21 protein-coding genes are annotated in these 25,258 nt (G+C 63.7%); 13 read left to right on the forward strand and 8 right to left on the reverse strand.

Features of this window, described 5'->3' with window-relative positions:
* Positions 1-18 precede the first annotated feature (18 nt).
* Positions 19-282: a hypothetical protein gene (locus WGH93_RS06020; RefSeq protein WP_374763959.1), complete on the reverse strand. Its 264-nt coding sequence runs from the start codon at positions 280-282 to the stop codon at positions 19-21.
* Between the two features lie 300 nt (positions 283-582).
* Between WGH93_RS06020 and parE the strand changes: the two genes are divergently transcribed.
* From parE to WGH93_RS06065, 9 genes are all read left to right on the forward strand, one after another.
* Entirely contained in the window at positions 583-2,559 is a 1,977-nt protein-coding gene (gene parE, locus WGH93_RS06025; protein ID WP_374763960.1) for a DNA topoisomerase IV subunit B, read from the forward strand.
* 205 nt (positions 2,560-2,764) lie between these two features.
* Positions 2,765-4,399 carry a DEAD/DEAH box helicase gene (locus WGH93_RS06030; RefSeq protein ID WP_374763961.1) on the forward strand — a complete coding sequence of 545 codons (1,635 nt, stop codon included), beginning with the start codon at positions 2,765-2,767 and terminating at the stop codon, positions 4,397-4,399.
* A gap of 209 nt (positions 4,400-4,608) precedes the next feature.
* A complete protein-coding gene (locus WGH93_RS06035; RefSeq protein ID WP_374763962.1) occupies positions 4,609-5,400 on the forward strand; it encodes an enoyl-CoA hydratase-related protein in 792 nt (263 codons plus the stop codon).
* Positions 5,401-5,511: 111 nt separating this feature from the next.
* Positions 5,512-6,306 carry an MlaE family ABC transporter permease gene (locus tag WGH93_RS06040; RefSeq protein WP_374763963.1) on the forward strand — a complete coding sequence of 265 codons (795 nt, stop codon included), beginning with the start codon at positions 5,512-5,514 and terminating at the stop codon, positions 6,304-6,306.
* A complete protein-coding gene (locus tag WGH93_RS06045; protein ID WP_374763964.1) occupies positions 6,303-7,085 on the forward strand; it encodes an ABC transporter ATP-binding protein in 783 nt (260 codons plus the stop codon). The genes WGH93_RS06040 and WGH93_RS06045 overlap by 4 nt, the downstream gene beginning before the upstream one ends.
* A 1-nt stretch (position 7,086) precedes the next feature.
* Positions 7,087-8,463, forward strand: coding sequence for a DNA repair protein RadA (radA, locus tag WGH93_RS06050; RefSeq protein WP_374763965.1), 1,377 nt, complete (start codon positions 7,087-7,089; stop codon positions 8,461-8,463).
* A 33-nt stretch (positions 8,464-8,496) separates the two neighbouring features.
* Positions 8,497-9,210 (forward strand): CvpA family protein, encoded by a 714-nt coding sequence (locus tag WGH93_RS06055; protein WP_374763966.1) that lies wholly within the window; start codon positions 8,497-8,499, stop codon positions 9,208-9,210.
* A gap of 79 nt (positions 9,211-9,289) precedes the next feature.
* Positions 9,290-10,777, forward strand: a complete 1,488-nt coding sequence (purF, locus tag WGH93_RS06060) for an amidophosphoribosyltransferase (protein ID WP_374763967.1) — start codon at positions 9,290-9,292, stop codon at positions 10,775-10,777.
* Between the two features lie 44 nt (positions 10,778-10,821).
* Positions 10,822-11,568, forward strand: a complete 747-nt coding sequence (locus WGH93_RS06065; protein ID WP_374763968.1) for an SDR family NAD(P)-dependent oxidoreductase — start codon at positions 10,822-10,824, stop codon at positions 11,566-11,568.
* A 49-nt stretch (positions 11,569-11,617) separates the two neighbouring features.
* Here WGH93_RS06065 and WGH93_RS06070 read toward each other — a convergent pair whose 3' ends face one another.
* The 5 genes from WGH93_RS06070 to WGH93_RS06090 all read right to left on the reverse strand — a co-directional run bounded on the left by WGH93_RS06070 (position 11,618) and on the right by WGH93_RS06090 (position 18,803).
* Positions 11,618-13,255: a Ppx/GppA phosphatase family protein gene (locus WGH93_RS06070; RefSeq protein WP_374763969.1), complete on the reverse strand. Its 1,638-nt coding sequence runs from the start codon at positions 13,253-13,255 to the stop codon at positions 11,618-11,620.
* Between the two features lies 1 nt (position 13,256).
* Positions 13,257-15,497, reverse strand: coding sequence for an RNA degradosome polyphosphate kinase (locus WGH93_RS06075; protein ID WP_374764038.1), 2,241 nt, complete (start codon positions 15,495-15,497; stop codon positions 13,257-13,259).
* Between the two features lie 258 nt (positions 15,498-15,755).
* Complete coding sequence (locus WGH93_RS06080) at positions 15,756-16,439, reverse strand: HdaA/DnaA family protein (protein WP_374763970.1); 684 nt, start codon at positions 16,437-16,439, stop codon at positions 15,756-15,758.
* Positions 16,436-17,596, reverse strand: a complete 1,161-nt coding sequence (locus WGH93_RS06085) for an AI-2E family transporter (RefSeq protein WP_374763971.1) — start codon at positions 17,594-17,596, stop codon at positions 16,436-16,438. Before WGH93_RS06085 ends, WGH93_RS06080 begins: the two co-directional genes overlap by 4 nt.
* The gene (locus tag WGH93_RS06090; RefSeq protein WP_374763972.1) at positions 17,589-18,803 is read right to left on the reverse strand and encodes a DUF2066 domain-containing protein; all 1,215 of its coding nucleotides are present in this window, start codon (positions 18,801-18,803) and stop codon (positions 17,589-17,591) included. Before WGH93_RS06090 ends, WGH93_RS06085 begins: the two co-directional genes overlap by 8 nt.
* 145 nt (positions 18,804-18,948) lie before the next feature.
* On the opposite strand from WGH93_RS06090, the gene purM reads away from it, so the two are divergent.
* Both purM and purN read left to right on the forward strand, forming a co-directional pair.
* The gene (gene purM / locus WGH93_RS06095; RefSeq protein ID WP_374763973.1) at positions 18,949-20,052 is read left to right on the forward strand and encodes a phosphoribosylformylglycinamidine cyclo-ligase; all 1,104 of its coding nucleotides are present in this window, start codon (positions 18,949-18,951) and stop codon (positions 20,050-20,052) included.
* The gene (gene purN / locus WGH93_RS06100) at positions 20,049-20,714 is read left to right on the forward strand and encodes a phosphoribosylglycinamide formyltransferase (RefSeq protein WP_374763974.1); all 666 of its coding nucleotides are present in this window, start codon (positions 20,049-20,051) and stop codon (positions 20,712-20,714) included. Before purM ends, purN begins: the two co-directional genes overlap by 4 nt.
* Positions 20,715-20,809: 95 nt before the next feature.
* On the opposite strand, the gene ndk is transcribed toward purN, so the two are convergent.
* A complete protein-coding gene (ndk, locus tag WGH93_RS06105) occupies positions 20,810-21,232 on the reverse strand; it encodes a nucleoside-diphosphate kinase (protein WP_374763975.1) in 423 nt (140 codons plus the stop codon).
* A 175-nt stretch (positions 21,233-21,407) separates the two neighbouring features.
* Here ndk and WGH93_RS06110 point away from each other — a divergent pair, with 175 nt between their 5' ends.
* On the forward strand, positions 21,408-23,315 hold the full coding sequence (locus WGH93_RS06110) for an ABC-F family ATP-binding cassette domain-containing protein (RefSeq protein ID WP_374763976.1): 1,908 nt from the start codon (positions 21,408-21,410) through the stop codon (positions 23,313-23,315).
* Positions 23,316-23,383: 68 nt separating this feature from the next.
* Positions 23,384-24,262: a peroxiredoxin family protein gene (locus WGH93_RS06115; protein ID WP_374763977.1), complete on the forward strand. Its 879-nt coding sequence runs from the start codon at positions 23,384-23,386 to the stop codon at positions 24,260-24,262.
* Between the two features lie 2 nt (positions 24,263-24,264).
* Here the strand turns inward: WGH93_RS06115 and WGH93_RS06120 are convergent, their stop codons facing one another.
* Entirely contained in the window at positions 24,265-25,107 is an 843-nt protein-coding gene (locus WGH93_RS06120) for an alpha/beta hydrolase (protein ID WP_374763978.1), read from the reverse strand.
* Positions 25,108-25,258 lie beyond the last annotated feature (151 nt).

The raw sequence follows: 25,258 nt of genomic DNA on the forward strand, positions 1-25,258 counted from the left end.
GCCGCAAACCCGGCTCGATTATCCGGCGGGCCGGAAATCCCGCCCGCGCAGCAGCGCTTCCATGGATACGGTTTTTGTCAGGTCGGGATATTGTTCCCGCCGCAGGGAAACCAGCGGGAAGCGGTGGCTGTCCACATTATGCACCCGCTCCACGACCCAGACAGGGGAATTTCTGGCTTCCTGGCAGAAGCGATCCCCCACGGCCACCACCGGTTTCGGGGCGCCGGTCTCGCGCCCGGCAGCGCGGGCGCGCATGGCGGAAAAAAGCCTGATCCCAGTCATGATCTGTTCCGATTCCCAAATCTTCGCCCCGCAGGGCGCCGCCACGCTCACCATCGGCTAAAAGCGGAAGGCTGCGGGCTGGTTTCTGTCACTTCAAAACCGGCTGACGGGACGGCAGCAATGGCCAGCGTCTTCCGGGAAATCATGATAAACCGGGGGCGCAGGCAAGGGAACAGAAATCGCATATAAAAAGCACGACCCGCGCCCCCTGCTTGACGGTATCCCCCCGCTCGTTTACCCCAAGACAGGCCGCTATGAGGGCCATGCAAGGCCCGGTTATCAGGAGGTTCGAGCCGCATCATGAGCGACCTTTTCCAGGCTAGCCACACCAGCGCGGACTATTCGGCCAAGGATATCGAGGTACTGGAGGGGCTGGAGCCAGTGCGCCAACGCCCCGGCATGTATATCGGCGGCACCGATTCCCGCGCCCTTCACCATCTGGCCGCAGAGGTCATCGACAATTCCATGGATGAAGCGGTAGCCGGCCATGCCAGCCGCATCGAGGTGACGCTGGAAGAAGACGGCGCCCTCACCGTACAGGACAATGGCCGCGGCATCCCGGTGGACCCGCACCCCAAATTCCCGGAAAAATCCGCGCTGGAAGTGATCCTGACCACGCTTCATTCCGGCGGCAAGTTTTCCTCCCAGGCCTATGCCACGTCCGGCGGCCTGCACGGGGTCGGGGTCTCCGTGGTCAACGCGCTCAGCGCCCGCATGGATATCGAAGTGGCGCGGGACCGGAAATTGTGGCGGCAGAGCTTCGAGCGGGGCAAGCCCACGGGGCCGCTCAGCGACGGCGGCACAGTGGCGAACCGACGGGGCACGCGCACGCGCTTCCTGCCGGACCCGGATATCTTCGGCGAGGCGGCGGCCTTCTCCCCGGCCACGCTTTACAAGATGGTCCGCTCCAAGGCGTATCTTTTCAAAGGGGTGCAGATCCGCTGGAAAGCGGCACCGTCGCGCCTTGGCGACGGGGATGAAACTCCTGAAGAGGCCATGCTCCACTTTCCCGGCGGGCTGGCCGATTATCTGGCCGACACCATGAAGGGGCGGTCCTGTGTGTCCGCCGAGCCCTTTGCCGGCGCGGTCAGTTTCCCGGACGGCCAGGGCAGCGCCGAATGGGCCGTGCACTGGCCCGAATTCGGCGAAGGCTTCACCCAGAGCTATTGCAACACCATTCCCACGCCACAGGGCGGCACCCATGAAAACGGCTTGCGCAATGCCCTGCTTCGGGGCCTGCGCAATTATGCGGAACTGGTGGGCAACAAGAAGGGCCAGCAACTCACATCTGAAGATGTGCTCGGCTCCAGCGCGGCAATGCTGTCCATCTTCATCCGGGAGCCGCAGTTTCAGGGCCAGACCAAAGACAAGCTGGCCACACCGGAAGCGCACCGGCTGACCGACAATGCCATCCGCGATGCCTTCGACCACTGGCTCGCTGCGGAACCGGAACGGGCGGGCGGGCTGCTCGGCTGGTCGGTGGAGCGGATGGAAGAACGGCTGCGCCGCCGCCAGGAACGGGAAATCCGCCGCAAGACCGCTGTGGGCAAACGCAGACTGCGCTTGCCCGGCAAGCTCACCGACTGCGCCAGCAATGGCTCACAAGGCACCGAGCTCTACATCGTGGAAGGCGACAGCGCCGGTGGCTCGGCCAAACAGGCGCGGGACCGCAAGACACAGGCGGTCCTGCCGATCCGCGGCAAGATCCTGAATGTGGCCTCCGCCACGCGGGACAAGATCGCCGCCAATCAGGAAATCCGTGATCTGATGCTGGCGCTCGGCTGTGGCACGGGGGACAGCTATGACAATGACGCCCTGCGCTATGAAAAAATCATCATCATGTGCGATGCCGATGTGGACGGCGCCCATATCGCCACCCTGCTGATGACCTTCTTCTTCCGCGAAATGCCGGGCCTGGTGCGCGAAGGACGCCTGTATCTGGCGCAGCCGCCGCTATACCGGCTGGCCAGGGGCGGCAAGGTGCACTACGCCCGGGACGACGCGGACAAGGATCGCCTGATGGCGGAAGAATTCAATAATGCCAGCAAGGTGGAAGTAAGCCGCTTCAAGGGGCTTGGTGAAATGCCGCCCGCGCAGCTCAAGGAAACCACCATGAACCCCGAAGGGCGCACCCTGCTGCGGGTCACGCTGCCCGAAGACCTTGAAGAAGCCCGACTGGCAAGCTCATTGGTGGAACAACTGATGGGCAAGAAGGCTGAAAGCCGCTTCACCTTCATTCGGGACAATGCGGGCCGCGTTTCGGAACTGGATATCTAAGCCCCGCGCGCATCCATGTGAACGATTTGTTCCGGTGCCCGTCAGGCTTGAATTGACAATTGGTGCGATCTTTCTATGCTGCGGCCAAATCGAAGGTTCGCCGTGGGCGAGCCACACATGTGCGCGCGCATGACTTCACGGTGACACATTTGGTGATAAATACTGGCGCGCCCTACCCCGCAACAAGTTGGGAAACAGGATATTGATGGGATTTGAACGTCTTGGGCTGAGCGATGCCACGCTGGCCGCTGTGAAAGCGTCCGGCTACACGGACCCGACCCCGATTCAGGCACAGGCCATTCCGCAAGTGCTCATGGGGCGCGATGTTCTCGGCATCGCCCAAACCGGTACCGGCAAAACCGCCGGGTTCACGCTTCCGATGATCGACATTCTGGCCGAGGGGCGCCCCAAGGCCCGTATGCCGCGCTCGCTCATTCTGGAGCCGACGCGCGAACTGGCCGCACAAGTGGCAGATGCCTTCAAGACCTATGGCCAGAACCACAAGCTGAACATGGCGCTGCTGATCGGCGGCGTGAACTTCAACGATCAGGAACAGGCGCTGGAGCGCGGCGCCGATGTGCTGATCGCCACGCCGGGCCGCCTGCTGGATCATTTCGGGCGCGGCAAGCTGCTGCTGAACGGGCTGGATATTCTGGTGGTGGATGAAGCGGATCGAATGCTGGACATGGGCTTCATCCCGGATGTGGAGCGTATTTGCAGCCTGATCACCAAGCAGCATCAGACGCTGTTCTTCTCCGCCACCATGCCGCCGCCCATTGACCGCCTGACCAAGCAGTTCCTGAACGATCCGAAAAAGATCGAGGTCTCCCGCCCCGCGTCCACGGCGGCCACCATCAAGGAAATGCTCGTCCATACCGGGTCGGACGCCAAGTCCAAGCGGGACACGCTGCGCAAGCTGGTGGCACGGGAAGACATTCAGAACGGCATCATCTTCTGCAACCGCAAGAAGGATGTGAGCATCGTCTATGAATCCCTGCAAAGGCACGGCCTGTCCGTGGGCCAGTTGCACGGCGACATGGCGCAGGTGGACAGGCTGGAAGTGCTACAGGGCCTGAAAGACGACAATATCCAGCTTCTGGTGGCGTCTGACGTGGCGGCGCGCGGCCTGGATATCGCGGCGGTCAGCCATGTGTTCAATTATGATGTGCCCAATAATGCGGATGACTATGTGCACCGCGTGGGGCGCACGGGCCGCGCCGGGCGCGAAGGCAAGGCTTTTACGCTGGTATCCAGTAACAAGGTGGATCAGAAAGCGATCGAAGCCATTGCCAAGCTGACCCAAAAAGAATTCGAAACCCTGACGCTGGACGAAAAGGGCGCGGACAAGGCGCCCGTCGCCACCGCCGCCAAAGATGATCAGAAGGGCGACAGCCCGTCTCAGGACAAGCCCAGGGCCCGCCGTCGCGGCGGTCGGGGCCGCAAGGCGGATGCCGACAAAAAGGTCGACAACGGCGCGCCGGATGCAGGTGCGGATCAGGCCGGGGGCGCCGCCGCACAGAGTACGGACAATTCCGGTTCCGCCAGCGCGGCCCAAACGCCCGGCGACCAGAAACCCGACAACCAGCCACGGGCAGAGGAAGATACAGGCCGGAAAAGCGATGCCAAATCGGCCAGGGAGTCGGAAAAACCGGCCCGTGGGAGAGCGCAAGAGAACCGCAGGGACAACCGTAAGAACGCCAATGCCAAGGGCGGGCGCGGCGGTCGGCAGAACTATCGGCAGTCGGACTTCGAATCGAGCGACTGGCCCAAGGAGCCGGTTGTCGGCATGGGGCCGCACATCCCGGAATTTCTGCGCCATCCGGTGGACATCAAACGCTGAGGCCGCTTGCGGGGCTTTCTTTCCGCTCACGCCAGCGCGCCCTGCGCGCGGCTCCGCGCAGTCTCACGGGGGGCATCACACACACGGCGGGTCGCAGGCGCGGCCTTCTGACATTTTGGGATTCAATCTGATCGCAAAACGCCCTAGAGTGCCGACACGGTCACGGCATCGCGCCTGGCCGCGTGTGGTCAAAGCCGGGGGATAAGGGCATGTCGGACAGTCGCGTTTGCACACTGGACATGGAAGACGGCCTCGCCGTTCTTACGCTGAACAGGCCGGATAGCCTGAACGCGCTCAACAAGGCCCTGAAATCCGAGCTGACCCACATGATTCGCACCGTGGGCAAACCTGACAGCGGCGCCCGCGCCCTGCTGATCACCGGTGCCGGGCGCGGCTTTTCCAGCGGCGCCGACCTGATGGAAGCCGCCGCCCAGGGCGGTGCCATCGATCCGGGCGCGGACCTGATCGACAGCTATAATCCGCTGATGAATGAATTGGCTGCCCTGCCCCTGCCCGTGGTGACCGCCATCAACGGCGTGGCCGCCGGGGCGGGCATGTCGCTGGCCGTGGCGGGGGACATCGCCGTGGCGGCGCGCAGCGCGCGTTTCATCCAGTCCTTCGTCAAGATCGGTCTGGTGCCGGACGCGGGCAGTTCCCACTGGTTGCCGCGCCTGATCGGCCTGCCGCGCGCCCGTGCCATGATGATGCTGGGGGAGGAAATCCCGGCCCAGACCGCTAAGGACTGGGGCCTGATCTATGATGTGGTGGACGACGACTCCCTGATGGACCGGGCGCGGCTTCTGGCCCGCCAGTTGGCCGAAGGCCCCACCATTGCGCTCGGTCAGATCCGCCAGCTTCTCAATCGATCGACGGACAACAGCTATGCGACCCAGTTACAAGCAGAGGCGGAAGCCCAGCGTATCGCGGGGCGCAGCAAGGACTGCAAGGAGGGCGTGATGGCCTTCGCCGCAAGAAAAGCGCCCAATTTCACCGGCAGTTGACCAGAAGGTGCCCCCTGCCGCACAACCATGATCCAGAATGTTCAGCTCTGGCCCAAATCAGGCTCCAGCGCACTGGCTATAACATCGACGCCCAGAAAGAAAAGGTCGCTCATGTCCGCCTTGTCCCTCAATCCGCTTGCCCCCATCGGCCATGCCTTTCTCGCCGCACTGGCCGAAATCGGTCGTATTGCCCGCTTTGCCGGCATGGCGCTGGCCCATCTGGTTCGGCCCCCTTTCTATTGGAAGGTGCTGCTGAAACAGATGTGGCTGATCGGCTATAACAGCCTTCCCGTGGTGGGCCTGACAGCCCTTTTCACCGGCGCCGCGCTGGCCCAGCAGATTTATGTGGGCGGCAGTCGTTTCAATGCGGAAAGCGCCGTGCCCGGCGTGGTGGTTATCGCCATTGTGCGGGAACTGGGTCCGGTGCTGGGCGGGCTGATGGTGGCGGGCCGCGTGTCCTCGGCCATGGCCGCCGAACTGGGCACCATGCGCGTGACCGAGCAGATAGACGCACTGGTCACCCTGTCCACCGATCCCTACAAATATCTGGTGGCGCCGCGCCTGCTGGCGGCGGTGCTGACCCTGCCGCTTCTGGTGATCGTGGCCAACATTATCGGCGTAATGGGCGGCTATGTGATCGGCACCGGCCATCTGGGGCTGAACAGCGCCACCTATCTTCACGTCACCGCCGACTTTCTGGAAAAGGCGGATGTGGTCTCTTCTCTGGTCAAGGCCGCCGTCTTCGGCTTCATCGTGGCATTGATGGGCAGCTTTTACGGCTATTACAGCAAGGGCGGCGCCCAGGGCGTGGGCAAGGCAACCACCAATGCGGTGGTTTCCGCCTTCATCACCATTCTACTCGCCAACCTGATCATCACCGTCTTTGTCTTCGGGAGCGACGCATGACCCGGACAGCCACTGCGAAAATCGCCCTTGAGGATGTGCATAAATCCTTTGGCCCCAAGCATGTGCTGCGCGGATTGTCGCTCAGCGTGGCGGCGGGCCAGAGCCTGGTGGTGATCGGCGGATCGGGCACCGGTAAAAGTGTCATGCTGAAATGCGTGCTGGGCCTGATCACGCCGGACAGCGGCAATATCCGCGTGGACGGCCAGGAAGTGACCGGCCTCAGCGACACGGCGCGCAAGGCGGTTCTGACGCGCTTCGGCATGTTGTTTCAGGGCGCGGCCCTGTTCGACAGCCTGCCGGTCTGGGAAAATGTCGCGTTCGGCCTGATTCAGGGCAAGGGCATGAAGCGCTCTGACGCCCACGAAGTGGCCATTGAAAAGCTGCGCCGGGTGGGGCTGACGCCGGATGTGGGCGCGCTCAAACCGGCGGAGCTTTCCGGCGGGATGCAGAAGCGGGTGGGGCTCGCCCGCGCCATCGCCGCCGAGCCCGAAATCATCTTTTTCGACGAACCCACCACCGGGCTGGACCCGATCATGGCGGACGTGATCAACGATCTGATCGTGGAATGCGTGCGCGATCTGGGCGCCACCACCATTTCCATCACCCATGACATGGCCAGCGCCCGCAAGATCGCGGATCGCATCGCCATGATCCATCAGGGCAAAATCATCTGGGAAGGCCCGCGGGATCAGGTGGACAGGTCCGGCAGCCCCTATGTGGATCAGTTCATCCATGGCCGGGCGGACGGGCCGATCACCATGGCGCTCCGGGCGCCCTGACATGGCGAAGGCGCGGCGTACATTCGCGTGCAATGCCTGCGGCGCCGTGTTCAGCCGATGGCATGGCCGCTGCGAGGAATGCGGCCAGTGGAACACGGTCAGCGAACAGGAATCCACCACATCCGGCGCGCCAAAGGGGCTCAAGGGCGGCGGCGGTCGCACCATACCGCTGACCAGCCTGGACAGCCCACCCGAAGACGCGCCCCGGCTGTCCACCGGCATTGCCGAACTGGACCGGGCGCTTGGCGGCGGGCTGGTGCGGGGCAGCGCCATTCTCACCGGCGGCGATCCGGGCATCGGCAAGTCCACCCTGCTTTTGCAGGCGGTATCGCATATGGCCAAGGCGGGCCTGGACTGCGTTTACTTTTCCGGCGAGGAGGCCGCCGCCCAGGTGCAAATGCGCGCCCAGCGCCTGGGATTCGAGGGCGCGCCGGTGCGGCTTGGCTGCGAAACCAATCTGCGGGACATCCTGACCACGCTGGATGACGGCCCGCCGCCCGCCGTGGCGGTGATCGATTCGATCCAGACCCTGTATGCCGACCATGTGGAAAGCGCCCCCGGCACGGTGAGCCAGGTGCGGGTCTGCGCCCATGAACTGATCAGTTTCGCCAAGCGCAAAGGCACCGTGGTGCTGATCGTCGGCCATGTCACGAAAGGCGGCCAGATCGCCGGCCCGCGCGTGCTGGAGCACATGGTGGATACGGTGCTTTATTTTGAAGGCGACCGGGGCCACCAGTTCCGCATTCTGCGCGCGGTGAAAAACCGCTTTGGCGGCACGGACGAAATCGGCGTGTTCGAGATGACAGGCCAGGGATTGAGCGAAGTGGCCAACCCGTCGGAACTGTTCCTGTCGGATCGCAACAGCCGTGAGCCGGGTGCCGCCGTCTTTGCCGGGGTGGAAGGCAGCCGCCCGGTTCTGGTGGAAATACAGGCGCTGGTGGCCCGCACCAGCGCGGCCAATCCCCGCCGCGCCGTGGTTGGCTGGGATGGCGGACGGCTGGCCATGGTGCTGGCGGTGCTGGACAGCCGCGCCGGGCTGGGTCTGGCGGGTTGCGACGTGTATCTGAATGTGGCGGGCGGCCTGAAGATTTCCGACCCGGCGGCCGATCTGGCCGTGGCGGCGGCGCTGGTGTCCTCCATGACCCTGATCCCGCTGGATGCGGGGGCCGTCTGTTTCGGCGAGATAAGCCTGTCCGGCGATGTGCGCGGCGCGGCGCAAACGGAATCCCGCCTGAAGGAGGCAACCAAGCTCGGCTTTGAAAAAGCCCTTGTCCCCACCCCTAAAAAGCCGGTAACTACTCCCCTGATGATAGACGGTGTGGATCGGGTTCAGGATCTGGTCGCCCGCTTTACCGGCGCCACCGGGCCCGCCGATTGACCCACACCCCGCAAAGGGACGATTTTAAACCGCATGACCGCTGATACGCTCACCGCATTCGACGCCGCCGTCCTGCTGATTGTCGGCCTGTCCATGCTGTTTGCCTTCAGCCGCGGCTTTGTCACCGTCTCGCTCAGTTTTGCCGCCTGGGCAGGGGCGCTGGTGGCCACCATCTTCGGCTTCACCCTGGCCAAGCCCTATGGCCGCGATCTGATCAGCCCGGCGGAACTGGCGGACATTCTGGTGCTGGTGGCCCTGTTCATCCTGTCGCTGTTCCTGCTGAAATCGCTTGCCACCTTTATTGGCGGCAAGGTGAAGGATGGGCCACTGGGGATGCTGGATCGATCCTTTGGCGCTCTGTTCGGCCTTTTGCGTGGCATGGTCGTCGTCTCGGCGATTTTTCTGGCCTTCACCAAGATATTTCCCGGCGACGATGAGCCGGACTGGATCAAGGGCGCCAAGACCCGGCCCTTGGTGGCCTGGGGCGCGGGTATGCTGGAAGGCTTTGCCGCCGATGCCCTGGGCAAAGACCCCACCCGGCTTGGCGCCGATTACATGAACCGGGCGGAGAGCAGCATTCCCAGCCAGTACATCACTGACAAGCTGGAAGAGCAGGCCAAATCCTATGCGGACGAGGAGCGGCGGAAAATGGAAAATCTGTTCGATGATCTGGCCCCTTCGGATGCCGCGAAAGACGCAGACGGGGCCGGGAAAAAGGCTGACAAGACGGACGACGGCGACACCTGATGGACCATCGGGTGCATATCCGGTGTTCCGAGCGAAGACGACCCCTTGACCGAAACGCCTGATGGCGGGAGCAGACCAGATGACCGGCACACCCCATGAAACCCCCTGGCGCACCGTGGACGACGACAAGCCACGCGAGGAATGCGGCGTTTTCGGCATCTTTGCCGCCGAGGAAGCGGCCACCCATTGCGCGCTCGGCCTGCACGCCCTGCAACACCGGGGGCAGGAAGCCGCCGGCATCAGCACCTGGGACGGCAGCGAATTCCATACCAAGCGGGTTCTGGGCCAGGTGGCGGATAATTTCACCAGCCAGCCGGTGATCGATGCCCTGCCCGGCACTGCCGCCATCGGCCATGTGCGCTATTCCACCACCGGCGAAACCATCCTGCGCAACTGCCAGCCCCTGTTCGCGGAATTTTCCAGCGGCGGGTTCGCGGTGGCGCATAACGGCAATATCACCAATGCCCGGCATCTGCGCCGCTCACTGGTGGGCCGGGGCGCGATCTTCCAGAGCACATCGGATACCGAAGTGCTGATCCATCTGATCGCGCAAAGCCATTTCCGCACCCTGCTGGACCGCATGGTGGACGCCCTGCGCCAGCTTGAAGGCGCCTATTCGCTGGTGGCGCTCACCCGCGAGGGGCTGATCGGCGTGCGCGATCCGCTGGGCGTGCGCCCGCTGGTGATCGGGGAACTGGACGGGGCGACGCTGCTGGCGTCCGAGACCTGTGCGCTGGACATCATCGGCGCCACCTATGTGCGCGACGTGGCACCCGGCGAAATCGTGGTCATCACGGAAAACGGTATGCACAGCCACACGCCCTTCCCCGCGCTGAACCCGCGCCCCTGCCTGTTCGAGCATGTGTATTTCGCCCGGCCCGACAGCTTTCTGGACGGCCTGAATGTCTATAATGTGCGCAAGGCCATCGGGGCGGAACTGGCACGCGAAAGCGGCGTGGACGCGGACATGATCATCCCCGTGCCCGACAGCGGCGTGCCCGCCGCCATCGGATACGCCCAGCAAAGCGACATTCCCTTCGAACTGGGCATCATCCGCAATCATTATGTGGGCCGCACTTTTATCGAACCGTCCGATCAGATCCGCCATTTCGGCGTGAAGCTGAAACACAACGCCAATAGCTGGAACATCAAGGGCAAGCGCATCATCCTTGTGGACGACAGCATTGTGCGCGGCACCACCAGCAAGAAGATCGTCACCATGATGCGCGAAGCCGGCGCGACCGAGGTGCATATGCGGATCGCCTCGCCGCCCACGGCCCATAGCTGCTTTTACGGCGTGGACACGCCGGAGCGGGAAAAGCTGCTGGCCGCGAATCTGGACGTGGAGGGCATGTGCGCCCATATCGCAGCGGATTCGCTGGCCTTCATCAGCATTGAAGGGCTATACCGCGCCGCGGGCCACAAGGAAGGGCGGGAGACATCCTGCCCCGCCTTCTGCGATGCCTGCTTTACCGGCGACTATCCCACCTTCTTGACCGATCGCAGCACCGGCAGCGACGAGACCGCGGCCAACCAGCCGCAGCTTGCCCTGACCGCCAACACCTGACCGCCAGCACCTGACAGCAGTTCCAGTTTCGGAGAGTCCCCCAAATGAGCGCGCAACCCGACCACACCCCCCGCCTTGCCCTTGTCACCGGCGCCGCCCACGGCATTGGCCGCGCCGTCGCCCGCCAGCTTGCCGAGGACGGCATGGACATCATCGCCTGCGCCACCACCAAAAGTCAGGGCGCGCTGGAGGAACTGGACGACGAGATCAGAAATCTGGGCCGAAGCTGCACGCTGGTGCCGTTCGACCTGACCGACTTCGATGCCATCGACCGGCTTGGCGAGGCGATCTATAACCGCTGGGGGCGGCTGGACGTGCTGATCGCCAATGCGGGCGTATTGGGGCCGCTGACGCCCCTGTCCCATATCGAAGTGAAAGACTGGCACAAGACCATGGATGTGAATGTCACAGCCAACTGGCGGCTGATCCGCGCCATGGAACCGCTGCTGAAGCAGGCCGAATCCCCGCGCGCTGTTTTTGTCACGTCCGGGGCCGCCCACAAGCACAAGGCTTATTGGGGCGCTTACGGCGTAACCAAGGCGGCGCTGGAAGCGCTGGCCCTGACCTTCGCCACCGAATGCAACATCACGGACATCAAGGTGAACGTGGTGGATCCCGGCCCCATCCGCACCCGGATGCGCCGGGAAGCCGTACCCGGAGAAGACCCGGAAACCCTGCCCACGCCGGAGCAGATCGCCGCCCTGTTCGCCGAACTGGCGGACAGCAGCAATCAGCGCCATGGTGACGTGATCAGCTTCTATGACTGGGCCAATCTCACCCGCCCGGCCTGAATCCTACGCCCCCGTGCTCATGGGAATCCGTGCCCATGAGAAGCCCCGTTCAGTCGTCCTTTCGCGCCGCGTGGCCCGCCTGAATATCCGCCAGCGGAACCAGGCGCACATCGGTCTGCCGGGCGATGATCTGGCCCAGATGGCGCAGGCGCTTTTCCACCACTTCATTGACCAGATCGCCGCTTTCAGCGCTCACATCCAGATGAAGCGTGTCGGGCGACAGGTGCAGACGGGTCATCAACAGGGCCTCCGCGGCGCCGCCGGACAGCCGCTGCGCCAATCGTAGCGCGGCCCCCATCAGGCGCGCTTCCAGCATTTCATTGACCGTCAGCAGGGTAAGCACGCGCGCCACGGGCTCCGCGTCCAGCGGGGCGCCATAAGCCTGGTTCAGAGCCACGGCCAGAAAGGCCCGCTCCATATGGCCAATGCCCACAAAATTGCCGTGCAACACCGCTTCCACGGCTTTTTCGGCCCGGAAATCCGGGTGTCCCCGCCAGGCGATATCGCTCAGCAAGGCGACGGCCATGTGCAGCCGGTGCCGCGTGCGCGACCCCGTGGCGGCGCCGTGGTCGAACAGGGGCCGGGTCCAGTCATAGATCACCCCCGCATGTTCGGAAAAACGGCATCGTTCCGCCGCCAGCAGGCGGCAGCTATACAGAAAGGGATCTTGCGCCGCCGAATCCTGGTCCAGTTCATCGAAAATAAGCCCTTCCCTGAGGCCATAGCTGGACACCACACCCCGTTTCGCCTTCATGGCCTTGAGCAGTTCCCGCAGGATCAGCGCCGCGACCGGTATCACCTCCCGCCGACGGGAAGACAGCCAGCCGCCATAAGGCAGGTCCGTCGGGGCGGTCTTGGACAGGCGCTTTGCGTATGATGCCAGCGGCTTCGCCTTCATGCGCGCGCCGTGCAGGATGGGCAGGGCGCTCGCCTGTTGCCACATCAGGATTTTCATGATGTTGCGCCAGGCGCCCCCCACCATGTAGAGGTCTTCCCCGCGCGCCTGATCCATAAAGGGAATGTCCGCGAACGTTTCCTTCAGGAACGCCCGCATGGCCTTATGATCGTCACCGAACCGGCTCATCAGCCGGAACGGGCCGATCGGCAGGCTGACCGTGCCATCCACGCCGCCTTTCCTGACCCGCGCCAGTTCCAGCGATCCGCCGCCCAGATCGCCCACAATCCCCCTGGCCCTTGGCTCCCCCGACAGCACGCCAAGCGCGGAATAGCGCCCCTCTTCCGGCCCGGAGATCACCCGCACGGTAATGCCGCACTCCCGCTCCACCAGCGCACAGAACTCGGCGCCGTTTTCCGCATCCCGAACGGCTGCCGTGGCTACCGCATCAATCTTGTGCACATCCATCTGATCGCAAAGCGCGCGATACCGCTTGAGCGTTGAAATCGCGGAGGCGATGGCCCTGTCATCCATCCGGCCCGTGGTGCCCACGGCCCCGCCAAGGCCACACAGGATCTTTTCGTTGAAGACCGTCTCCGGCACACGCTTCAGGCCGGAATAAACCACCAGCCGCACCGAGTTGGAGCCAATATCCACGATCGCCCAATAAGGCTCTGATCGGCTGGCGGCCAGGATCGCCGCGGACTGCGGCAGTTGCTCCCCCGATCGGCCCGACAGGCTGGCCGATTCCAGCATGGGCGCGATATCACCCCGTGCAGTACCACCGCTCATATCAGTTCTTCCCCTGCACTTGTTCGGACGCATCGGCCCCGTCCACGTCCTCATCGTCGTCAATTCCGGCCTCGTCATAGTCGATCAGCGGCTCCACCGGCTTGTCGCGCATCAGCGCCCTGCCCCGACCCGACATGGACGGGTTGGTCATGAAATAATGATGCGCGATGAAGGGGGACTCGCCGGGCTTTCTCTCTCGGCGGCTGTAAGAGCCGTCATTGTTCATGACCCAGCTCTGGCCATTATCTTTCAGATTGGCCGCCAGCACCTGCCCCATGATCTGCTCGTGAACCGTGGGGTTGTCGATCGGCACCATCTGTTCCACCCGCCGATCGAAATTGCGCGGCATCCAGTCAGCGGAGGAGATATAGACCCGCCCCTGACGGCTGGGAAGGCCATGGCCATTGCCAAACGCGCAAATGCGGGCATGTTCAAGAAAGCGCCCGATGATGGAGGTGACCCGGATGTTTTCGGACAGGCCCTTTATGCCGGGGCGTATGGTGCAGATTCCACGCACCATCAATTCCACCTTCACACCCGCCATGGATGCCTCATAGAGCTTGTCGATCACCTTGCTGTCCAGAAGGCTGTTCAGTTTCGCCCATATGGCACCGGGGCGGCCTTTCTGTGCGTGGCTGATTTCCCGGTCGATCTGCCTGATCAGAAAGTCCCGCATCATGAAGGGGCTGAGAACCAGTTTTTCCAGCCCCGCCGGGGTCACATAGCCGGTCAGATAATTGAACATCTTGTTGGCGTCACGGGCCAGCGCCTTGTCCGCCGTGAAAAAGGACAGGTCGGTATAGATGCGCGCCGTGACGGGGTGATAATTGCCGGTGCCGAAATGCAGATAGCTGCGCAGGCGTCCGCCTTCCCGGCGGACGATCATGGTCACCTTGGAATGGGTTTTCAGATTGATAAAACCGAACACCACATGCACGCCCGCCCGTTCCAGATCGCGGGCCCATTTGATGTTCTGCTCCTCGTCGAAGCGGGCCTTCAGTTCCACCACCGCCGTAACGGCCTTGCCCGCTTCCGCGGCTTCCATCAGCGCCTGAATGATCCTGGACTGGGACCCGGCGCGGTACAGCGTTTGCTTGATCGCCACCACATCCGGGTCGCCCGCCGCCTGGCGCAGGAACTGGTGCACCACGTCAAAGGATTCATAGGGGTGGTGAACCACAAAATCCTTGGCCGCGATGGCCTTGAAGATATCGCCGCCGAAATCCTTCACCCGCTCTGGATAGCGGGGATTGTAGGGCTTGTAGATCAGCTTGGGAAAGTCATCGATGATGAGCTGCTTGGTCTCGTTGATGCCGAGAATGCCATCCACCAGCACCACATTGTCCGCATCAGCATCCAGCTTGCTGATAACCAGATTGCGCAGACCTTCCGGCATGTCCGCATCGATCTTCAACCGGATCACACGGCCACGGCGACGGCGACGCAGCGCGCTCTCAAACACGCGCACAAGGTCTTCGGCCTCTTCCTCGATCTCGATATCGCTGTCCCGGACGACACGGAACACGCCACTGCCCTTCACTTCATAGCCGGGAAAGAGCTGGTCCAGGAACAGACCCAGCGTGTGTTCCAGCGAAATGAAGCGCACTTCCTGGCCGGGCAGGCGAATGAACCGCTCCACATGCTGGGGTACCGGCAGCAACGCAACCGTATCCTGCCGGTCTGAACGGCGCGACAGTTGCAGGGCAATGGTGAACCCCAGATTGGGAATGAAGGGAAAGGGGTGGGCCGGGTCCACGGCGATGGGGGTCAGCATCGGCAGGATGTTTTCGTGGAAATAGGATTCCACCCAGTGGCGCTCTTCCGCCTGCACCTCTTCCGGGCGGATCACGGCCATGCCGTTCTCACGCATTTCCGCGGTAAGCTTGGCCCATATGGCCTGCTGACGATCCATCAACTGTTCCGCCAGGTCATTCACCCGCGCAAGCTGCTCTTTCGGTGTGAAGCCATCCTCGGACAGGGCCTTCACCCCCAGATCCACCTGCCCTTTCAGGCCCGCCACCCGGACCATGTAAAATTCATCCAGATTGGCCCCGGAAATGGACAGGAAGCGCAGTCGTTCCAACAGGGGGTGGCGGCTGTTGTCCGCCTCCTCCAGCACGCGCATATTGAAATTCAGCCAGCTCAGTTCCCGGTTCAGATATTTGTGCTGGACCGACAGGGCCTTGATATAGTCCGCCGCGGACTGATCCTGCTTGCGGGCGGGGGGCTGTTCCTCCTCCAGCATAAGGGCCCCGGCGCGTACCCCGGTGGTGGCGCGCGGCGCCACCTGGCCATCCGCCCGGCTGCGCCCGGCACGGCCAGCGGGGGTGCGCCCGGCCTGCTGCCCCCTAGCGGGAGATGTGGTCGATGTTTTCGCTGAATCCGCCATGAAATGACACCCTTCCTGACCAGTCCGTTTCCCGAAGCGCGCCGCCGCGCGCATTCACCTGCATATGAATGCGGTCTACCGCACGAACATGACAGCGGTTTGGCGGCCCCGTTACCCGCTCACCCCAGTCGCATCCGCCCCTGCCGCCAGGCAGGCACGCGCTAGGGCGATGGTCACACCGCGCTTTTCCGCCAGCGCCATGCGATCAAGCTGCGCCACCAGCCGGTTGGCCGCATGAAATGACCGCTCCACCCTTGGGATGATGTAATTTATCACCCGAAGATCAACCTGTAACTGCCTGTCAGAAAACAGTTTCAGCAACAGCACCATCATCAGTTGGTCATCCGGGTCGTGAATCGTTCCCACACTCAGCGTGGCCAGGCGGGATGTGAGATCCGGCAGGCTGTACGGCCACTGGCTTGGCGGCAGGCGGCCCGTCATCAACAGGCTGCCGCCGGTTTCCCGCGACCAGTTGAAAAGATGAAAAAGCTGATCCGCGGCATAGGGGCGCCGGTCCACATCCTCCAGCAACAGGGCCTCCCCCGGCGCGATGGTGGCGGGATCGTCGTCCGGCCCGAATGCGCGCCCGTCACTGCGCGCCCGCCATCCTTCGCCCAGATGGGTCTTGCCGCTGTCCGGCGGCCCCACCAACGCCACGCCATGGCTCGGCCAGTGGGGCCAGCCATTCACCAGCGCAAAGGCGTCCCGGTTGCTCTCGGAGACGACGAAATCCTTGAGCGACAAACTGGGGCGCGGCGTAAGGGCCAATGGCAACTGGGCCCGCTCCGCGGTCATGATTGCCCCTCCCCGTCATTTGGGCGGCGAGCCTCTTCAGGCAGTTGCCGGATATTGAGATGATCCAGATAGCGGTCAATGGCATGGCGCACCAATACGGCGATGGCCGCCGCCACGGGCACCGCCACCAGAACGCCCACGAAGCCCATCACCTCGCCACCGGCAAAAACGGCAAACAGAACCCAGACCGGGTGCAGCCCCACACGGCTCCCCACCAGCCGGGGAGTAAGAACACTGCCTTCCAATGCCTGCACCACCACATAAACGCCGATGACGAGCGCCAGATTCATCGGGTCCATACCCCATTGACCAAACGCCATGGCCACGGCGATCAGCGCGGCGAACAGCGCGCCAACAAAAGGCACGAAGGCCATGATGCCCGCCAGCAGCCCAAGGACCGCGCCGAACTCCAGCCCCACCAGCGTCCAGCCAACACCGTAAAGCACGCCCATGATCAGGCTGACCAGTATCTGGCCGCGCACAAAGCCGGACAGCACCATGTCCATATTGCTCGCCAGCCGCCGGAGCGTATGTGCATGGCGGGGCGGCAGCCAGCCATTGAGCCGGGCCACCAGCCGGTCCCAGTCCCTGAGCAGATAAAACGCCACCACCGGCGTGATCAGCAGCAGGGTCAGCAGGTTGAATATGGCAAAACCGCTTTGCAGCAGGCTACCCAGCGCACCGCGCACCCGTTCCAGCAGGGTACTGGAAAATTCCTGAAGCAGGCTTTCCACATTCTGGGTCACGGCCATTCCGGTCTGTTCCGACAGGGCGGCAAGGACACCGTCAAGCCAGTGCCGCAACCCCGCGAGCGTCTCCGGCAGGGTTCGAGACACCGCCGCCAACTGCCCTTCCAGAATGGGCCAGAAAGCCAGCACAAGCCCCGTCAACAGCAGGAAAAAGAAGGCGATCACCAGACCGGCGGCACCGCCACGCGGCACCCCGCGCGCTTCCAGCCTGTCGGTGAGCGGGTCCAGCAGATAGGCCACAGCCAGTCCGGCAATGAACGGCAGCAGAACAGCACGCGTGACATAGATGAAGACCAGCAGCACCAGCGCAACGATGCCCCAGACCCACCAGGGCAACCGGGGGTCCAGGCCCTGCTGCGGTGCCATTCCCCCGGCGCCGCCTTCCGTCATGTCCGGCTCGTCACTCATCGCTCTGCTCCGGCGCCTGATTGCCCGCACCTGCGCCGGCCAGTCTCAGCCGCAGGCCCGCATCCTCATCCGTGACAAGGATACCCGCATGGCGCAAGGCCAGCAAAAGCTGCTCCCGCCGCCCGGTATAATCCAGCATAACCCGGCTTTCCGGCAGGCTGAGCGCCGCCAGCCGGTGGCCGCGCACCAGGCTGACCCCCTTGATGGCTTGCATGATGGCGGCGAAATCCTCCACCCGGTCGGTGGTCACGATAGCGGTTACCGTGCCGCCCGTGCCGGTATCCACCATCAGGCGCTGCCGCCAGCGCCGGTCCAGCCGGTCCAGCACGGTCTCAAAGGCATTCGCCATGGCCGTGGCCGGCCCATCGGGGCCAATGGGAACCGCCCCTTCCCCCACCAGGGACGTGCCCGTGACCCGGTAACGATAGGCGATTCCCTCCGCCGTGCGGCGGGTCAGCAGAATAAGCGCGGCTTCCTGCCCATAACGGCGGGCCATGTCCAGCGCCGGGCCATCGTTCATGCGCACCAGTTCGGCCATGCCAAGCGCCATGCGATCCGCCAGATCACCTTCGGGAAAGCGGTATTGCCGCACCCGATTGCGCCAGTCCACCGCGGCGCGGGCCTGTTCCACCACCGGGTCCGATTGCCACAGATAGGTATTGCCCGCCCGTTCGTGGCCGTGCAGCACCAGCAGGGGTCGCCCAGCCGACAGCACGTGGGGAACCCCCTGCTCGCCGAGAAAGGCGCTGACCAGGCGCGGTTCGAAACGCACATTCAGCGTGGCGCGATAACGCCGACTGCTGGACTGTTCCCGCACCACTTCGATGCCGCCGAGAAGCGAGCGGCGCCCCTCGCGCGAGAGCGACTCCAGCCCGGCGCGGTCCTCCGGGTCCGTCAGCTTGGCCAACAGGGTTTCCCAGGCGATACGTTCCGCCTTTTCAAAAGCGGTGTCCCGCGCCTTTCGGGCGTTGGCGGCGGTTTCATCCACCTGCACCCGCTGAACGGTGAACAGCCGATCCAGAGCGGCACCGCTGGTCGCCCCCACAACGGCCCCTTCCCCATCGTCATTCTGCGCCAGAATCGGCGAAGCGCCCGCCAGCACCGCGGCCAGTGCCACAAAGGCCCCCGCAAGCGCCATGCGCACACCGCCCCGTCCGATGTGCGCCACCGCCGGTTCATAGTCTTGCTTGATCTTGGTGCGTTTCACAGGCATCAGTTCCCTTGATTGCCTCGGCACTATAACGTGAGGCGCCGGGTTTGCCACAGTCAGGGATGGCAGATCCGTGCAAATATTACCAGCAGACCGGATGGGCTTCGGCCAGCGCCGTGGCCCATGACGGGGGGAGACCGGCATGAGCGGGGAACACAGCTATCGCGCCGCGGGCGTGAACATTGAAGCGGGTGAGGCACTGGTCGAGCGACTCAAACCCTTGGCGAGGAGCACGGCCCGCCCCGGCGGCGATGGCACACTGGGCGGCTTTGGCGGCCTGTTCGACCTGAAAGCCGCGGGCTTTTCGGACCCGATCCTGGTGGCTGCCACGGACGGGGTGGGCACCAAGCTGAAGGTGGCGCTGGAAGCGGATCACCACCAGGCGGTGGGCATTGATCTGGTGGCCATGTGCGTCAATGACCTGCTGGTGCAAGGGGCCGAGCCACTGTTCTTCCTGGACTATATGGCCACCGGTGCCCTGAACGTGGATCGCATGGCCAGCGTGGCACAGGGTATCGCCGATGGCTGCCGACAGGCGGGTTGCGCCCTGCTGGGCGGGGAAACGGCGGAAATGCCGGGCATGTATCAGGGCGACGATTACGACCTGGCGGGCTTTGCCGTGGGCGCCGCCGAGCGAGGGGCGCTGCTGGACGGGCAAGGGGTCGCCCCCGGTGATGTGCTGATCGCCCTGCCCTCCTCTGGCGTTCATGCCAATGGCTTTTCCCTGGTGCGCCGGCTGGTGGCGACGGAAGGGCTGGACTGGACCGCCCCCGCCCCGTTCGACGATGGCAAGTCCCTTGCGGAAGCGCTGCTCACCCCAACCCGCATCTATCGCACCCAGATTCGTGCCGCCCTTGGCACCGGGGCCGTAAAGGCGCTTGCCCATATCACCGGTGGCGGCCTTTTGGACAATCTGCCCCGCGTTCTGCCAAAGGGATGCCGCGCGGATATGGACGCGGGCCGAATTCCGCTGCCCCCCGTGTTCGACTGGCTGCGATTGGTCGGGGCGCTGAGCCCGGCGCACATGGCCCGCACCTTCAATTGCGGCATAGGCATGGTGCTGGTGGTGGCGGAAGCGGACGCTGAGGCCGTGATCACCGCGCTGAAAGACGCTGGCGAATCCCATGTGGCCACCCTGGGGCGCATAGACGCCCATGAAGGCGACCCGGTCTGCCGCATCCATGGCCGCGACGGGGACTGGGGCGCCATCGGGGACTGGACGATCCAGACCGGAGACGGCGCATGAGCCTGAAACTGGCTGTTCTGATTTCCGGGCGCGGCAGCAATCTGGAAGCGCTGATTCACGCCTGCAACGGCGCTGATTTTCCCGCTGAAATCGCCGTGGTCATCGCCAACAAACCAGACGCGGCGGGGCTGGAAACCGCGGCAAAAGCCGGGCTTGAAACCCTGGTGGTGGACCACAAGGGCTTTGATGACCGGGAAGGCTTTGAACAGGCGCTTCAGGAAGGATTGACCACCCACAAGCCGGGGCTGGTGGTGCTGGCGGGCTTCATGCGGCTGCTTTCGGCGGATTTCGTGCGCGCCTGGAAAGACCGCATGATCAATATACACCCTTCATTGCTGCCCGCCTACAAGGGCCTGCACACCCATGAACGGGCGCTGGAGGACGGCGTGCGCTTTTCCGGCTGCACCATTCATTATGTGCGCGCCGAAATGGATAATGGCCCGATCATCGCACAGGCCGCCGTGCCGGTTCACCCCAATGACAGCGCCGCCGATCTGGCCGCCCGTGTCCTGCAAGAGGAGCACCGCCTGCTACCCCATGCCGTGCGCCTGATCGCACAGGGCAAAGTGCGCGTGTCCGGCAATCGGGTGGCCTTTGATTCGCTGGATTGGCCGGAAAAGGCGCTGCTGAGCCCGGTACCGCCCGTGACCGAAAACGCCTGACCCAGCCCTGAGCCGGTCATATAAAAACCCGACCGCAAAAAAGCCCCGGCCCATGCAAGGACCGGGGCTTCATGCCTGAAAGCTGAATACCAGCCTTAGCCGACAATCTCGTTATCGGCGAAGAACTGGCGGATTTCCTTGTCGGCATTTTCCGGGGAATCGGAGCCGTGCACGGTGTTCTCACCCACATTGCGGCCAAAAGCCTTGCGGATGGTGCCCTCGTCGGCGTCCTCGGGATTGGTGGCGCCCATCACGTCGCGGTTTTTCTTGATGGCGTCCTCGCCTTCAAGAACCTGCACCACCACCGGGCCGGATGTCATGAAGTCCACCAGTTCGCCGAAAAACGGGCGCTCGCTGTGAACGGCATAAAAGGTTTCCGCCTGATCGCGAGTCATGCGGATGCGCTTCTGTGCCACGATACGCAGGCCCGCGTCTTCCAGCATGGCGTTGACCTTGCCGGTCAGGTTGCGTTCGGTGGCGTCGGGCTTGATGATCGAGAAAGTGCGCTGAAGAGCCATGATCGGGTCCGTCCTTGTGTCTGATCTGATATGGGTTCCGGGTGCCCGACCATGTCGGGCCAGAATGTGGTCGGCGGCCTTATAGTCGCTAAGTCCGGCGGCGGCAACCCTTGGCGCGCACCGGGGCGAAGCAGGCGGATTGCCGAGGGTGGGTGGGTCTGCTATAGGCCGATCCATGCTGCACATCACCGACCTGACCTATCGCATTGGCGACCGCCTGTTGTTCGACCACGCCACGCTCGGCATTCCCGCCGGGCACAAGGTGGGGCTGGTGGGGCGCAATGGTACCGGAAAATCCACCCTGATCCGCATGATCCTGGGGGAGACAAGCCCGGAATCCGGCCAGATTTTCGTGCGGCCCACCGCGCGGATCGGCCATGTGGCGCAGGAAGCCCCGGCGGACGACCGCTCGCTGATCGAAACGGTGCTGGACTCCAACGCGGAACTGGCCGCCCTCACACGGGAGGCGGAAACCGCCACGGACCCGGAGCGCATCGCGGCCATTCACACCCGTCTCGCCGACATCGAGGCCCACAAGGCCGAAGCCCGCGCGGCCAGCATCCTCAAGGGGCTGGGCTTTGACGAAGACGCCCAGACCCGCCCCACGCGCACCTTTTCCGGCGGCTGGCGAATGCGGGTGGCACTGGCCTCGGTTCTGTTCAACGCGCCCGACCTGCTTTTGCTGGACGAACCCACCAACTATCTGGATCTGGAAGGGGTGATCTGGCTGGAAAACTTCCTGCGGACCTATCCCTATACGGTGGTGATCGTCAGCCATGACCGGGATCTGCTGAACAATGCCGTGGGCCACATCGCGCATTTGGAAAACGGCAAGCTCAATCTTTACACGGGCGGCTATGACCGCTTCGAGGAACTGCGCCGCCAGTGGATCGAACGGCAGATGGCGCTGAAATCCCGTCAGGAAGCGGAGCGGCGCCGGATTCAATCCTTTGTGGACCGTTTCCGCGCCAAGCCCAACAAGGCCGCCCAGGCGCAGAGCCGGGTAAAGATGCTGGAAAAGATGCAGCCCATCGCCACCATGGTGGCAAGCCAGACCATTCCCTTCGACTTTCCAAAGCCGGAGCCGCTGTCCTCCCCGCTGGTTCTGGTGGAGGATGCGGACATTGGCTATGACCCTGACACGCCGGTATTGAAAGGAATCAATGCCCGGCTGGACATGGATGACCGGATCGCCCTTCTGGGCGCCAATGGCAATGGCAAGTCCACCTTCGCCAGGCTGCTGGCGGGTCGCTTGAAGCCTCTGACGGGCCGTGTGCGCAAGCCCCGCGCGCTGACGGTGGGCTATTTCGCCCAGCATCAGCTTGAAGAGCTGAACCCCGCCGCCACACCGCTGGATCATCTGTGGAAGCTCATGGGTGAAGCGCCGGAAACCCGCGTGCGCACCCGGCTTGGCAGCTTCGGCTTCTCGGCGGACAAGGCGGACAGGCCGGTGGAAACCCTGTCGGGCGGGGAAAAGGCGCGCCTGATGTTCGCGCTCGCCACCTTCGAAAAGCCGCAGATCCTGATCATGGACGAGCCCACCAACCATCTGGACGTGGACAGCCGTGAAGCCCTGGCCCATGCCATAAACGGCTATGACGGCGCCGTGGTTCTGATCAGCCATGATCGCCATCTGGTGGGGGCCTGCGCCGACCGGCTCTGGATCGTGGAAGACGGCGATGTCACCCGATTCGAGGGCGATCTGGACGGTTACAGGGATCATCTGCTGGCCCGCCGGGCCGAGGCGCGCGCCGCCAGCCGGGGACCAAAAGCCGATGACCCCCGCCGCAGCGCCCGGCAGGACAAAGCAGCCGTCCGCAAACGGCTGGAACCCTATCGCAAGGCGGTGAGCGCCGCCGAGGCGCGTATTCAGGACCTGAGCGAGAAACAGGAAAAAGTGCGCCAGCGACTGGCCGACCCGGCCCTTTATGATGCTGGTGCGCAAGCGCGGCTGGCCCGGTTCACCGATGCGGCGCGCCAGGTGGAGCAGGCCCTTGCCAAAGCCGAAGAGGACTGGCTTGATGCGCAGGAAGCCCTGGAAGGGGCGCTTGAAGCCGCCGGGGACGATCAGGCATCCGCCTGAGCGCGAGCGCACCCGACCCATCCCCGGTCCTGCTGTCATGACGCATTCGCCCGCTACGGAGATTTTCCATGAACCGAGCCGCCCGCATGTCACGCCTGAAAGCCATACTGGTTCTGCCCGCCATCATACTGGCCTTTGCCGGGGTCGGGCGCGGCGCCGTGGACCTGGCGACGGCACCGTCGCTCATGGCCGCCCTGCTGCCGCTGGGCTGGCTGCTGGCCAGCCTCCCCATCGCGGTCAAGCAGATCGCGGCGCTGGGCTTTGGCAGGATCGTAACGCTGGGCGGCAAGCCGGGCACACTGGCATTTTTGTTTCTGGCGGCTATTGCGGGGCTGGCATCCGCGCCGATTGTCGGGCCTGATGCGGCGGGCCTTGCCTTTTTGCTGTTGCTGATCGTGAACAGCGGGGCCTTTCTGGTCTGGTTTCCCAGACTGCCGGGCCGAACCGCCCGGCTCAAGGTGGGCGAGCCCATGCCGGATGTGACCTTTCACACCCTTGATGGCGAGCCGGTTCGGCCCGCCGATCTTACCGACAAGCCCACCTTCTATCTGTTTTTCCGGGGCAACTGGTGCCCGCTCTGCCTGGCACAGATCGGCGCGGTGGCGGCGCACTATCAGGCGCTGGCGGAACGTGGCGCGCGCGTGGCGCTGGTCAGTCCGCAGCCGGAACATGAAAGCGCCGCGCTGGGCCGCAAATATGGTGTGGATTTCACCATCCTCACCGACCCGGACCTGAAGGCCGCTGAACGCCTTGGCCTGAGCCACCCGGAAGGCGTCCCCGCCCCCATGCGGGGCCGCTACGGCGCGTCCACCGTCCTGCCCACACTGGTTCTGGTGGATCGTGGCGGCGTGATCCGCTTCGCCGACCAGACGGACGATTACACCGTCAGGCCGGAACCGGATGTCATGATTGATATTCTTGATAAAGAAAACGCCTCAACCACCTGAAATCAGTCACTTATGGCGATCGCCATTTCCGTTGTGCGGCCCCAGCGGCGATGAATATCCCGAAGCACGGCCTTCTCCCACGGGATAGACGCATGAGTGGCCCCCGCCACCATCATGAAATGGTCGCTATCATCCAGAACCGGCTTCAGCGCCAAAGCCGATGATGGTGGAATGATCCGGTCCTGATTGCCGTGATAAATCAATATGCTATCGTTGTTTTCTGACAGGCGCAGATCGCTGCGCAGCGGAAAGCGACTGATGAAATCCGGCACGAACGGATACCGCGCCTTGCCCAGATGCAGCACGGAGCGCATCGGCGCGAACAAAATCACATTGCCGGGGTCTCTCTTGTGCACCACATGGGCCGCAAGGGTGGTGCCCAGCGAATATCCCACCACGCGCACATCTTCCCCCGGATAGCGCGACCGGGCCCAGTCGTACCAGGCCAGCCCGTCACCGAGAAACGCGGACTCGCTCAGGTCGCCGCGGCTTTTGCCATAACCGCGATGGTCCATGGCCACCACATCGAAGCCCATGCCGGTGAAGGTATCGGCCATGCGGCGACCATTGCCCACATTGCCCGCATTGCCCTTGTAATAGACCACCACGCCCCGGCGCTCCCCCCTGGCCGGGTGGATCACACCGTGCAGGCGGGCCCCGTCAGGCCGGTTCAGAAAATGGTGGCTGACCTGTGCGCCAAAGCCATAGTCATGGTCCTGCGCCACGGGGGCCTTGTGAAAGATCATCTGCTCCTGACCGAAAAAGATATAGATCAGCAACATTGCATATACCGCCAGCGCCGCCCCGCCCGACCATGCCAACCGCCTGACCAACTTTTTCAGCATCCCGCCCTGCTCCTGATTTCGTGTTGTGTCTTTACACCTTGTTTACGAGCCAGGCTCTAAACTCACAAGTGGCAGCAAACGGACCTTGACCGGCACGGTTGCACGAAACACCATTCCTGTACCGCAGTACGCTGTGCGATCGACAGCATTT

This window comes from Yunchengibacter salinarum (genome assembly GCF_037658235.1).
Lineage (GTDB): Bacteria > Pseudomonadota > Alphaproteobacteria > Sphingomonadales > Kordiimonadaceae > Yunchengibacter > Yunchengibacter salinarum.